At 52.6% G+C, this 13,202-nt stretch carries 12 protein-coding genes; 8 read left to right on the forward strand and 4 right to left on the reverse strand.

Translation table 11 applies throughout. From position 1 onward, the window contains the following. Positions 1–2: 2 nt before the first annotated feature. From purF to purS, 4 genes are read right to left on the reverse strand one after another with little or no spacing between them, the layout of a single operon-like run. Positions 3–1,367, reverse strand: coding sequence for an amidophosphoribosyltransferase (gene purF, locus LLF78_00420; GenBank protein MCE5200965.1), 1,365 nt, complete (start codon positions 1,365–1,367; stop codon positions 3–5). 2 nt (positions 1,368–1,369) lie between these two features. Next, complete coding sequence (gene purL, locus LLF78_00425; GenBank protein ID MCE5200966.1) at positions 1,370–3,520, reverse strand: phosphoribosylformylglycinamidine synthase subunit PurL; 2,151 nt, start codon at positions 3,518–3,520, stop codon at positions 1,370–1,372. Beyond that, positions 3,520–4,233 carry a phosphoribosylformylglycinamidine synthase subunit PurQ gene (purQ, locus tag LLF78_00430; protein MCE5200967.1) on the reverse strand — a complete coding sequence of 238 codons (714 nt, stop codon included), beginning with the start codon at positions 4,231–4,233 and terminating at the stop codon, positions 3,520–3,522. The genes purL and purQ overlap by 1 nt, the downstream gene beginning before the upstream one ends. Then, complete coding sequence (gene purS, locus LLF78_00435) at positions 4,230–4,487, reverse strand: phosphoribosylformylglycinamidine synthase subunit PurS (GenBank protein MCE5200968.1); 258 nt, start codon at positions 4,485–4,487, stop codon at positions 4,230–4,232. The genes purQ and purS overlap by 4 nt, the downstream gene beginning before the upstream one ends. Positions 4,488–4,782: 295 nt before the next feature. Here purS and LLF78_00440 point away from each other — a divergent pair, with 295 nt between their 5' ends. The 8 genes from LLF78_00440 to lysA all read left to right on the forward strand — a co-directional run. Beyond that, on the forward strand, positions 4,783–6,051 hold the full coding sequence (locus LLF78_00440; GenBank protein MCE5200969.1) for an ABC transporter substrate-binding protein: 1,269 nt from the start codon (positions 4,783–4,785) through the stop codon (positions 6,049–6,051). 74 nt (positions 6,052–6,125) lie between these two features. After that, positions 6,126–6,986, forward strand: a complete 861-nt coding sequence (locus LLF78_00445; GenBank protein ID MCE5200970.1) for a branched-chain amino acid ABC transporter permease — start codon at positions 6,126–6,128, stop codon at positions 6,984–6,986. Positions 6,987–6,991: 5 nt separating this feature from the next. Further along, a complete protein-coding gene (locus tag LLF78_00450) occupies positions 6,992–7,981 on the forward strand; it encodes a branched-chain amino acid ABC transporter permease (protein ID MCE5200971.1) in 990 nt (329 codons plus the stop codon). Then, the gene (locus tag LLF78_00455) at positions 7,981–8,730 is read left to right on the forward strand and encodes an ABC transporter ATP-binding protein (protein MCE5200972.1); all 750 of its coding nucleotides are present in this window, start codon (positions 7,981–7,983) and stop codon (positions 8,728–8,730) included. Before LLF78_00450 ends, LLF78_00455 begins: the two co-directional genes overlap by 1 nt. Further along, positions 8,730–9,443 (forward strand): ABC transporter ATP-binding protein, encoded by a 714-nt coding sequence (locus LLF78_00460; GenBank protein MCE5200973.1) that lies wholly within the window; start codon positions 8,730–8,732, stop codon positions 9,441–9,443. The genes LLF78_00455 and LLF78_00460 overlap by 1 nt, the downstream gene beginning before the upstream one ends. 234 nt (positions 9,444–9,677) lie before the next feature. After that, positions 9,678–10,718, forward strand: coding sequence for a [FeFe] hydrogenase H-cluster radical SAM maturase HydE (gene hydE, locus LLF78_00465; GenBank protein ID MCE5200974.1), 1,041 nt, complete (start codon positions 9,678–9,680; stop codon positions 10,716–10,718). Positions 10,719–10,810: 92 nt separating this feature from the next. Further along, complete coding sequence (locus LLF78_00470) at positions 10,811–11,992, forward strand: NAD-dependent malic enzyme (protein ID MCE5200975.1); 1,182 nt, start codon at positions 10,811–10,813, stop codon at positions 11,990–11,992. Beyond that, positions 11,992–13,202 (forward strand): diaminopimelate decarboxylase (lysA, locus tag LLF78_00475; protein ID MCE5200976.1); only part of this gene is annotated, 1,211 nt, incomplete at its 3' end. The genes LLF78_00470 and lysA, both read left to right, overlap by 1 nt.

Genomic DNA, 13,202 nt, shown 5'->3' on the forward strand with positions numbered 1-13,202 from the left:
CGTTAAATTTCTTCCACATAATTTCCATTGTCAAGGTAATTGCCGTCAAAACATGCCGTGCATAGTTCGCTCCGGGGCAGCCCTATAGCTTCCGCAAGCTCGTCGCAAGTCAGATATTCCAGGGAATCCGCGCCTATCTTCCTGCAGAGCGACGGTATATCCATCAGCGCCGCGGCAAGCTCGTCTGAGCTTGGTGTGTCTATGCCGTAATAGCATGGGAAGCATACAGGCGGCGATGCGATGCGCATGTGTACTTTCCCGGCTCCGCTGTCGCGTATCATTGAAACGATACGCCCTGCTGTCGTGCCGCGGACAAGTGAATCGTCAACTATAACTGCCTCCCGGTCCCTGAAAATTTCAGGCTGGGGGTTCAGCTTGATCTTTACGCCCGCCTCGCGGACGCGCTGTGTCGGCTGGATGAATGTCCTGCCGACGTATCGGTTCCTTACGACGCCAGACTCAAAGGGTATGCCTGAGCTCTCGGCGAACCCCAGAGCCGAGATGGTTCCGCTGTCAGGCATCCCGGCGACTATGGCATTTTCAGGGTTGCATGATTTTGCAAGCTTGTTCCCCAGCGCCTTGCGTACCCGGTAAACCGAGCGGCCGTCAATTACGCTGTCCGGACGCGCAAAATATACATATTCAAATGAACAGTGGCAGTGGCGCTGTGTCTCGACCGGAAGCCTGCGTGAGATCATGCCGCGTTTGTCGATGATGAGGATCTCTCCGGGGGCGACGTCCCGGATCATCTTTGCTCCTAGTATGTCGAGCGAACATGATTCTGACGCGACGTATATCGTGTCGTCGCGCTGCCCTATCACCAGCGGACGAAATCCCCATGGGTCCCGCGCTGCGATAAGGGATCCGTCGAAGAGCACGGCAAGGCTGTATGCGCCCTGTATCTTCATGAGGGCTGTCTCAAGCGCCTCAAGAGGGACAACTCCGGGCTGGTGAGCCATAAGCTGGAGTATTGTTTCAGTGTCGCACGACGTATGGAATATGGCGCCCCTGTCCTCAAGATAGCCGGTGAGCCCCTTGGCATTGGTAAGGTTCCCGTTGTGTGCTATAGCCACAGGCCCCTGTGCATAGTTCGCACCGAGAGGCTGGCAGTTTTCCGGCCTTGTGCCTCCCGCAGTGGCATATCTGACATGTCCGATGGCCGTGTGCGCATCTGCCGCCGCCAGGTCGCTCTGGTCCAGCGCCTCATGTACAAGCCCCAGCCCCTTTTTGATGTGCACGGTCCCGCCCGAGATCCACGCGACGCCTGCAGAGAGCTGACCCCTGTGCTGGAGAGCGCAAAGGCCGAGGTATATGTCCTCAAGGACAGGGCTGCCGCTCATACTGAAAGCTCCGAAGACGCCGCACATGCCTATATGCCCTCGAAGAACGCGGTCTTGAGCCGCTCCAGAGGAAGTTCAAACGATCCGTTCCATACAAAGCTTGTTCCGCCGGCCGTACCTATGCGGCGGAAGCGGAAACCGGCCCATATATTTTCAAATTCCGATATTTTTTCCTGTGGCACCGCATAAATCGCCCGGGCCCCGCCCTCGGAGAACAAGAGCGCTTCAAGCGATGATTCCGGCTCGATCGTGATGTCCATGCCAATATCCGAAGAGATAGCCTCTCCTGCAAGTGCAAGGGCAAGTCCGCCGCCTGCAAGGATCCGCCCTGAGCCGGCAGCGCCCGCATGTGCCGTTTTGACGGCGCGTTCGCGGAAGGCTCTTTCTTTTGCGCAGTCCGGCGCCACTGTTTTCCCAAGAGGCCTGTCGTTTTTCATCTCCTGGTATCGTGTTGCGCCAAGGGAACCATCCGTGTCGCCGACAAAATAGATCTTATCCCCGGGTCTTACTCTGCCGGAAGTCAAAAGCTGATCTCTGTCCGTCAGAAGTCCCGCCGTCACGACCAGTGGGGTCGGGCAGATGCGTCCATTCGCGGTCTCGTTGTAGAGGCTGACGTTGCCGGATACGACAGGGCAGTCAAGCTCGCGGCAAACGTGGGCGAGCCCCTTGACGCACTGCTCAAGCTCGTAAAATTTCTCCGGCACCTCCGGAGATGCGAAGTTAAGGCAGTTTGTCATGCCGAGGATATCCGCACCTGAGAGCCAGAGCCAGCGCAGCGAGCGTGCCATGGTCTCGGCAGCGCCGGAGTAAGGATCTGTCCAGCACTTCCACGGTTCGGCCTCCATAGTGAGCAGGCATGCGCGTCTTGTCCCGGGGACCTCAACCATCGCAACGGGGCTGCCTGGGCCGGCTATCGTGTGCAGCTGGACCATCGAATCGTACTGTTCCCATATGACGTGTTTGCTCCGTCCGTTATGGCAGCCGATGAGCGACAGAAGATCAGATGCCGGATCGTCTGACCTGAGTGTCGCAATATCCAGTTTTTGGCGCTCATCCATGTCCGCGGGTATCGCTGAAGGCCATGAGATCTCCGGGGTGTCTCCAAGAATGCCCACAGGAAGCTCGGCAATCAGTTCATCGCCGTTATAAACTTTGTACAAGCGGTTGTCTGTCATAGTGCCGATCACTGCGCAGTCAAGCCCGTAGTGTTTTGCAGTTGCAAATACATCGTCCAGTTTTTCGTTCTCGACTATGAGAAGCATACGTTCCTGGGACTCGGAGAGGAATATCTCCCAAGGCTGCATGCCCTGTTCGCGAAGCGGTATTTTCTGCACCTGTATGTCTATTCCGCAGCCGCTTTTGTGGGCGATCTCGCTTGACGAAGAGAGTATGCCTGCGGCTCCCATGTCCTGCATGGAAGCTATAAGGCATCTGTCAAGAAGGTCCAGGCAGCACTCTATCAGCAGTTTTTCCTCAAACGGATCACCTATCTGGATCTGGGGTCGGCTTGCACGCGAGTCTTCATCAAGCTCGCGCGATGCGAAGGAAGCTCCGGCTATGCCGTCACGTCCTGTCTTTGAGCCGAGCAGGACTGCGAGATCGCCGGCTTTTGCGGTCTTTGAGCTCGCCATCCTATCCAGACGGACAAATCCGGCACTGAACGCGTTGACGAGAGGGTTGTCGTTGTAGCAGGGTGAGTAGAAGGTCTTGCCCCCGACTACCGGAACGCCTACCGCGTTTCCGTAAGAGCCTATGCCTTCGACGATGCCCTTAGCGAGATTCTGTGTCTTTTGAAGCTCCGGATCCCCGAAAAAAAGACCGTCCATAGATACCGAAGGACGGGCCCCCATTGCTATTATGTCCCTTATTATGCCGCCGACTCCGGTTGCTGCGCCCTGAAACGGGGCTACCGCGGAAGGATGGTTGTGGCTCTCAACCTTGAACGCGAACCCCCAGCCTTCTCCCATATTGACCACGCCGGCATTTTCTCCCTGTCCCTGCAGGACATGCCTGCCTTTTGAGGGGAAGGTCCTGAGCAGGGGCCGCGTCGATTTATAGCTGCAGTGTTCGGACCACATTACGCCTATGAGGCTGAGCTCAAGGTCGTTCGGTCCCCGTCCCAGGATCTCTTTAACGCGCCCGTATTCGGTCTCGGAGAGGCCTGCTTCGCGGAAATCCATCAGAAAGCACCTCTTCCTGCAAATGTTTTTGCTATTGAATCCCAGAACATGACGCCGTCCGTGCCCCCGTTGAGATGCGCTATGGTCGCGCGCTCCGGATGCGGCATGAGTCCGAGTATGTTGCCGCGTCTGCCGCATATCCCCGCTATGCCGTTAAGCGCGCCGTTAGGCGCATATTCTTCTCCGGCTTTGCCGGTTTTCGGGTCTGCATATCTGAATATGACCTGTCCCGCATCCTCAAGTTCCTTAAGATCCTTCGGAGGCAGAAAATACAGTCCCTCATGGTGCGCTATCGGAAACTGGACTATGTCTCCGGTCTTAAACCCGGAAGTGAACATGTTGTCCGTGCGCTCAACGCGGATGTGGCACTTACGGCAGATAAAGCTAAGGGATGAATTTGGGAGCAGTACTCCCGGAAGCATTTTCGCCTCTGTAAGCACCTGAAAGCCGTTGCAGATCCCGAGGACAAGTTTCCCCTGATCGGCATGCCTGCGTACGGCCTCTATTATTGGGGATCGGGCGGCCATTGCGCCTGAGCGGAGATAGTCGCCGTAAGAAAATCCTCCCGGAAGGACCACAAGGTCCGGCTCGGTCGAAAAAGACTTTTCCTCATGCCATGTCATTTCAACGGCCGACTTAAGTGTCTCGGATATTGCCCGCTGAACGTCCCTGTCGCAGTTGCTGCCTGGGAAAACGACGACCGCCGTGTTCATTTCACGGCTTCCTTGACTGATATCTTAAAGGACTCGATCAGGTCGTTGACCAGAAGGTCGCCGCACATGGAGCAGAGCGATTTTTCTGCAGTTTCTGCGTCAGGGGAATCAAGTTCCATCGTTACGATACGTCCTACACGTACCTTGTCTATACCTTTGTATCCGAGGTTTATCAGAGTTTTCTCTACGGCTTTGCCCTGTGTGTCAAGAACTCCTTCGCGCGGAGTAATAACAACTTCTGCGTGAAAAATCATACAGTTGGCCTCCTTGGGTGGTTTGTAGTTTGTAGGTAATTGTTCACTTAGGTGTTTATAATATAACGCTGATAAAAATAAATGTCAATAAAATCTTTGTGCCAAAAAGACTAAAAAAAGCGGTTTTACTAACGATAATAACGCATAATAATTGACATCCAGTATAGCATTTTACTATAATACAACGTACGCAGATCATCATAGACAGCGGATGGGGCACGCAGGATCCAGGGATGAGAGAAATGTGGTCTTTGACGTAGTCCTGTCCATAAAACTCAAAGGGGGCAGATATGTTATGAAAGGTAGCAGGCGTCTTGTTATTTTAATTATGTTGGTTGTCTGTGTGACGATGATGGCAGGCTCTTCTGCATTTGCCGCAGCCAAGGTCATCAAGATAGGGGCTCTGTTCCCTCTCACCGGCCCTGCTGCCGTATCAGGGCAGAACTGCGTGAACGCAGTACTCGCGGCAGCCGATCTTATCAACAAGAAGAATGCCGATATCGATTTACCGCTTGCAGCACAGGAAGGGATCCTCGGCGGCTATAAGATCGAGATCGTGCAGGCCGATCACCAGGGCAAGCCTGATGTAGCCAAGTCAGAAGCTGAGCGTCTCTATAATCAGGAGAAGGTCTTTGCGATAATCGGATGCTACAACAGCTCAGCGACAAAACCTGCAAGCGCAGTTGCAGAGCGTGCAAAGAAGATCTTCATGTGCGGTTGCTCAAGCTCTGCGGCACTGACCGAGAGAGGATATAATTACTTCTTCCGTCATGCTCCTACCGACGCGATCGAGTCCAATGAGTTTGTTGACTACATCGCATATCTTAACAAAGAAAAGAATGCCGGTATAAAGACTCTCGGGCTTATCTACGAGAACACCGAATTTGGCAAGCACGCTGCCGACGAGGCACGCAAAGCTGCAAAGAGGACAGGGCTCGACATCGTCGCGGACGTTCCGTTCAACAACGGAGCAACGAACCTCAACAGCGAAGTACAGGCACTGAAGGCGAAGAACCCGGATGCAGTATTCGGAGCTGCTCTCGGCGGAGACTATTCGCTCTGGGTCCGCACGATGAAACAGGTAAACTGGCTTCCGAAAATTGCCATCAATTACTGCACCGGCTACCAGAACCCCGCTGTCCAGAAGGAGCTTGGACATGATGGAGACTTCTTTATGGGCGGCATGGGATACTCGCCGGAACTTGCCAAGAAGTTTATGGCTGAAGCGATGAAGGTCGAAAAAAGATACTATACACCGAGAAGCAACCAGCCGTTTGACAGTGATTCGATCCAGGAGGGTATAATGCTCCATGTCCTGGCACAGGCTATAGAGAAGGCCGGTTCGCTGGACACCGAAAAGGTAGTTAAAATCCTACGGACAGAAGAATTCCCATGCGGCATGGCTCTGAGCGGAACAGTCAAGTTTGCGCCGGGCGGGCAGAACATCAAAACACTGAGCGTTATAACTCAGATCAAGGACCAAAAGTACGGCACGGTTTTCCCGCTTAAGTATAAGGATACTGAACCTGTATTCCCGATGGTTCCGTGGGGTAAACGCAACTGATCATCCTTTACAGCTGAATAAACAGCATGAGGCGGGGCATCTTGTCTGCCCCGCCTTTTTTAGGGGGGGTTCTCGTGAGTAATTTTCTACAGGTCCTGATCGACGGCATACTGAGCGGGCTGCTCTATGCTCTGGTTGCAGTAGGTCTGAGTCTTATATGGGGCGTCATGGACGTCATCAATTTTGCACACGGTGAGTTTCTGATGGTGGCTATGTACATCTGCTACTGGATGGGGTTCATTCTGGGCATTGACCCGCTTTTTTCTTGGATCGCATCTGGAATATTTCTCTTTCTGCTGGGCTGTGTCACTTATAAGGTAATCATTAAAAACAGCCTCGGCAAAGCCGCTATGGCGCCGCTGCTTGCCACATTCGGCCTTTCCATGTTTCTTAAGAATTTCTGTATGAACCGCTTTACACCTAACTTCCGGCTTCTCTCAGGCACCATTATGGAGGGAAAGACGTTTAATGTCGGAGGGGCTATTATCTCAGTCCCTCAGTTTGTCACAGCTATCTTTGCACTTGTCGTCATTATCCTGGTCTACTGGCTGGTGAAGAAGACCCGTCTGGGCTGGGCGATACAGGCGACGGCGATGGACAAGGAAGCCGCTGAGCTGATGGGCATCGATACCGAAAATATTTATCTTCTCATATTCGGACTGGGAGGAGCATGTGTTGGCATAGCGGGCGGACTTATGACTTCATACCTGGCGGTGCATCCGGAAGTGGGCAGCCTGTTCAGCCTTATATCGTTCGTTGTCGTTGCGCTCGGTGGGTTCGGCAGCATCCCCGGCGCGCTCTTCGCCGCCCTTCTTATCGGCCTTGTTGAGTCTTTCGCTGGTTTCTACATAGCCGCTGTCGTAAAATATGTCGCAGTCTTTGCAATATACCTTATCGTAATTCTTGTCAGGCCTAAAGGGCTCTTCGGGTGGTGACGGCCATGGGAAAATATAAAGGAGACAAACTTTGGTACGGTTTTCTCATAATAGCAGTCATCCTTCCGTTCATCCCCGGAGTCATCGGCGGTTCGTTTTTCGGACATGTCGCCGCGATGGTACTGCTCTATGCCGCGATGGCACAGTCGTGGAACATAATCAGCGGATACTGCGGACAGGTTTCGTTCGGGCACTCCGTGTTCTTCGGTATAGGGGCTTACGGAGCTGCGCTTGCTGTAGTGAACTACCACACGCTCCCGTGGTACGGGGCTCCCCTCGGGATGTTGGCCGCAGCCCTGGTATCCGTAATTATCAGCTATCCATGTTTCAGACTGAAAGGGCACTATTTTGCTATAGCTACATTTGCTATAGTTGAGATATTTAACCGGCTCTTCATGATATGGGACAGGGTCGGCGGCGCCCTGGGTTTGGACTATCCGATACTTCCTGACGGATGGATAAACTTTTCGTGGTCTGATACAAAAAACGGCTACTATCTTGGCGCCCTTGCGATATTCACACTTGTCTTCGGAATAGTCCGCTGGATCGAGCATAACCGCATGGGCTACTATCTGCGTGCGGTCAGGGAAGGCCAGGAAACGGCGGAATCGCTTGGCGTAAACAGCACTATGGTCAAGCTCTCGGCAATGGCGCTCTCAGCGGCTCTCGCCGGGCTCTGCGGCGCCTTTTTCGCACAGTACAACTACCGCGTCGATCCCCCTATGGTAATGTCTCTGGATATGTCGATGAAATTTGTGCTCATCACCATACTTGGCGGAGTCGGTACTTTCTGGGGCCCGTTCCTGGGCGCGCTTGTGCTGATACCGCTGCAGGAGTACACGCGGGCATATCTCGCATATCTGGGCGCCGGTGTCGACCTTATAATATTCGGGCTTATCATAATTATCGTAATGATCAGGCAGCCGCTTGGGATAATGGGAGTTATCAGATACTGCATCAGAGATAAGCGGGATGAAAAGGAGGGTGACGCGTAATGGCACTGCTTGAAGTCAGAAATCTGACGATGAAATTCGGCTCTCTTCTTGCCAACAGCGATGTCTCCTTCGATGTCGGACCGGGAACGATAGTTGGGCTCATAGGTCCCAACGGCGCCGGCAAAACGACCCTTTTCAACTGTGTCGCAGGGCTCTACAAACCATCCGGGGGCACGGTGACATTTGACGGGAAAGATATCACCGGCTTTCCTGCATGGAAGATCGCGCGGCTTGGAATGGCGAGGACTTTTCAGGTTGTCCGTCCGCTTAAGGAAATGACAGTGTTCGAGAACATCCTTGTCGGAGCATATATGCGCCACAAGGATACAGCCAAAGCAAACGAGGTCGCCGAGCGCTGCATGTCCCTCTGTTTTCTTGAAGAGATGAGAGACAAGCTCGCAGGGGGGATGACAATAGGAAACAAGAAAAGACTTGAAGTTGCCAGATCTCTTGCCACGGAGCCCAAACTTCTTCTCCTTGACGAGTCCGTCGCAGGACTTACGTCCACAGAGGTAAAAGAGATGGTGGATGTTATCTTGCGGCTGAAGAAAGATGGCATAACTATCCTGATGGTGGAACACATCATGGAGGCGATCATGCCTATTGCGGATAAGATCGTTGTGCTGAACAGCGGAAGGAAAATTGCCGAGGATACTCCGCAGGCAGTTATAAATGACCCGTTCGTCATCACGGCTTACTTTGGCGAGAAATATGCCAGAAGGCTCAGAGCGGCAAAGGAGGGACAGTGATGGCTGCTATGCTTGAAGTCAATAATATCCACTGCGCCTATGACTGTGTCCCTGTCATACACGGGATATCCCTGGAAGTAAATGAAGGTGAAATAGTCGCCATATTGGGAGCCAACGGGGCAGGAAAGTCAACTGTCATGCGGACCATTGCGGGGCTTATGCATCCGCAGAGCGGCTCAATAAAATTCCTTGGCGAGGATATCAGCGATCTGCCGGCGTCACGCACCATCAAGAAGGGGCTCAGCTACGTACCCGAAGGCCGCCGCTTATTCGCGAAGCTCTCTGTCCGGGAAAACCTTGAACTCGGCGCGTTTGCTCTAAGTGACAGAAAAATCGTTGATGAACGGCTGGAGGAGATGTACGAACTATTCCCCATACTCAGGGAACGCAGGGATCAGATCGCGGAGACGATGAGCGGCGGGGAACAGCAGATGTGCGCTATAGCAAGAGGGCTTATGTCGAAGCCCAAACTGCTGATGCTCGATGAACTTTCGCTGGGGCTTCAGCCCAGCATTGTTGAAAAGGTATTTGAGACAGTAGTTGAGATCAACAGGCGCGGCGTCACAGTCCTGCTTGTTGAACAGATGGTGCAGGAAGCCCTTGAAATTTCAACAAGGGGCTATGTGATCCAGACAGGACGCATAGTACATGCGGGCAGTGCGCAGGAACTGCTGAACTCCGATGATGTACGCAGGGCCTATATGGGGATGTAGCTGCTTAAATTTGTATGACATGATTTTTATATGACATTTGGCGCCTGATCCTTGACGTATCCGCAAATGCAGAGGATCAGGTCTCTTTGTGCCTAAAGGTGGGAACTGTATGGGTTTTGCTTCTGAAATATTATGATTTAAAATAATTATAAATTGCTTGTAAATGAAAAGTACTAATGCTAGAATCCACTAGTTTCAACTTACATATATATCAGTGTGAAGGCGGGCAATAATATGGACAACAGGAAACGGATCGACCTTATTGATAGAGATAAGATACTGCCGCGGGATGAACTGGTCGCCTTACTTGCAACATTTAACGACGAGGACAGGGCTTATGCGGCAGAAAAGGCCAGGGCTTTGTCTATAGCACATTTTGGGAAGAAGATATATTTCAGGGGGCTTGTTGAAATTTCAAATTACTGCAGAAATGACTGTTATTACTGCGGCATCAGGAGAAGCAACAAAAACGCGGTCCGCTACCGCCTGACCAAGGAAGAGATCTTATCATGCTGCGAGCTGGGGTATGGCGCCGGCTTCCGTACTTTTGTACTGCAGGGCGGCGAAGACGAATATTTCTCGGATGACAGACTTATAGATATAATCAGCGGCATCAAAAATAAATATCCGGATTGCGCTTTGACGCTTTCGCTCGGAGAAAAAGACAGGGAGTCATACCAAAAGCTCTTTGACGCAGGAGCAGACAGGTATCTGCTGCGGCACGAAACGGCATGTGACGCTCATTATTCCAAGCTTCATCCGGCAGAGCTCTCTATCGCGCACAGGAAGCAATGCCTGTATGATCTTAAAGAAATCGGTTTTCAGACCGGCTGCGGAATGATGGTTGGTTCTCCCTTTCAGACCGTTGAGAACCTTGCGGAAGATCTTATTTTTATCAAAGAACTTGATCCGCAGATGGTTGGCCTCGGACCTTTCATCCCCCACAAAGACACGCCGTTTAAGGATCATCCCGCCGGTAAAGCGGAAGATTCACTGTTCCTTCTGAGCCTTGTCCGTCTCATGCTCCCAAGGGTACTTCTGCCGTCGACCACCGCGCTGGGGACGGTGCGGGAAGACGGCAGGGAACAGGGTATACTTGCCGGCGCCAATGTTATTATGCCAAACCTTTCTCCGCTTGAGACACGAAAAAACTATCTGCTGTACGACAATAAAATAGGCACCGCGGATGATGCCTCTGAAAGCGTGGCGCTTATAACTGATAAAATCAATAAAATAGGATATGAAGCGGTAGTTGACCGCGGGGATTACAGGTAGCAGCCCGGCAGAATATCTGTTTTGCCGTGGTCGCTCTTAATAAACTTCCTTATTCGTACAGTTGAAGGATCTGACAGGGAGAGGTGGCAGTAATGGCAGAGGATATTTTTCAGAGATCGCTTGATATGCACAGAGAACTAAGGGGCAAACTGGATATTGAATGCCGAAGCAAAATAGAGAGCATGGATGACCTTGCACTGGTGTATACCCCTGGAGTCGCTGAGCCGTGCAGGGAAATAGAGCGGGACCCCGAAGCGATATGGGATCTTACGATGAAGAACAACCTTGTAGCGGTCATAACGGACGGCACAGCGGTGCTTGGGCTCGGCGATATAGGGCCTGCGGCGTCCCTGCCTGTCATGGAGGGCAAGTCCTGTCTTTTTAAGCGTTTTGCCGGCATCGATTCGATCCCCATCGCTGTAAGCACGAAGGATGTGGACGAGTTTGTCGATGCGGTATCGAGGATAGCGGTGTCGTTCGGCGGGATCAACCTTGAGGATATTTCAGCCCCGCGCTGTTTTGAGATAGAGCGCAGACTTCAGGAAGCGCTTGATATACCGGTCTTTCATGACGATCAGCACGGTACGGCCGTTATTGCGCTGGCCGCTTATAAAAATGCTCTGAGGCTTACCGGCAGAGACCTGGAGAAGGCAATGCTTGTAATCAACGGGGCAGGGGCCGCCGGATGTTCGATAGCGAGGTATTTTATCTCCGCAGGAGCAAGGAACATCGTGATGTGTGACATAAACGGGGCACTATGCGCCGGATATACGGAAGGGCTGAACGAAGCCCAGATATCATTGTCCGAGGCAACAAACCCGGAGAGGCGAAGGGGAAGTCTCGCAGATGTGATAAAGGGTGCGGATGCGTTCCTCGGCGTCTCGCGTCCGGGACTGCTTACCGGAGATATGGTAAGGACTATGGCTGAGAGACCCGTCATATTTGCCATGGCGAACCCGACGCCTGAAATTTTCCCGGATGAAGCTCTTGCAGCCGGGGCAGCCGTTGTAGCAACGGGCAGAAGTGATTTTCCAAATCAGGTAAACAATTGCCTAGGTTTTCCGGGTATTTTCCGCGGGGCGCTTGATGTCCGCGCGCGGACGATAAACGAGGAGATGAAGATCGCAGCATCAAAGGCGCTGGCGGAACTTGTCAGCGATGAAGAACTTTCAGAGAACTATATAATCCCTGGAGTCCTTGACCCGCGCGTTGTCCCGGCAGTGGCGGCAGCTGTTGCGGCAGCGGCACATAAGACAAAGGTGGCGAGAATTTAATGTTCATGGATCATGAGTCGGCAGAAAAGATAGTCAGGGAATATGGCAGCCCTGTATATGTCTACAGCGAAAAAATACTCCGTGAGAGATGCAGGGATCTGCTTGATGCATTTGACGGCAGGATAAAACCCAGTTATTCCGCGAAGGCCAACTCAAACCTCACACTGCTTCGGATCATCCGCGAAGAGGGGTTGGGCGCGGATGCAATGTCGCCTGGCGAGATATTTGTCCTTGAAAAGGCCGGGTTCTCACACGGGGAGATCTTCTACATCGGCAATAATGTATCATGCGAGGAGATGCGGTACGCGACAGACAGGGATATCATGGTGAGCGTCGATTCGCTTGCACAGCTTGAGCAGTTCGGGCAGATAAACCCGGGAGGAAGGGTCGCGGTAAGGTTTAACCCGGGGCTTGGAGCCGGACACTGCGACAAGGTCGTCACGGCAGGCCATCATACCAAATTTGGCGTACAGGCGGAGTTCTGCCCGCAGGTTAAAGAGCTGCTTAAAAAGTATGGATTGACGCTTGCCGGGATCAATCAGCATATAGGCTCGCTCTTTCTTGATGCTGATCCCTATGTGGAGGCCGCCGAGATGCTCCTGGATATGATAGGGGAAGAGTTCCCCGGTCTTGAGTTCATAGACTTCGGGGGCGGCTTTGGTGTGCCGTACAAACCATCAGAACACAGGCTTGACTTCAATGACCTCACGGGCAGGCTGTTTCCGGTAATGGACAAATTCATCGAGAGATACGACAACAAAGATGTGCGCTTCAAGTGTGAGCCTGGCAGGTATATAGTTGCTGAGTGCGGAGTGCTCCTAGGGACTGTGCACGCGGTCAAGGAAAATTACGGCTCTGTATACGTCGGCACCGATATCGGGTTCAACGTTTTGATGCGGCCTGTGCTCTACGACTCATACCATGAACTGTCCGTTCTGAGGGCTGACGATCCAGCTCAGGATTATGACGGTTCTGTCATAGTAACGGGAAACATCTGCGAGAGCGGAGATATCATTGCCAGCGGCAGAAACATAGGCCCGGTCAAGAGAGGCGATATCATTGCGGTCTCAAACGCCGGTGCCTACGGTTACTCCATGGCGTCGAACTACAATTGCCGGCTGAGGCCTGCCGAGGCCCTTATAGCCGAAGGCGGCGGCGTAAGAGTGATACGCAGGGCAGATCCATTCGAAAGTCTGACGGCAAATTTCTA

The sequence above is a fragment of the Synergistaceae bacterium genome (assembly GCA_021372895.1).
GTDB lineage: Bacteria > Synergistota > Synergistia > Synergistales > Synergistaceae > JAJFTP01.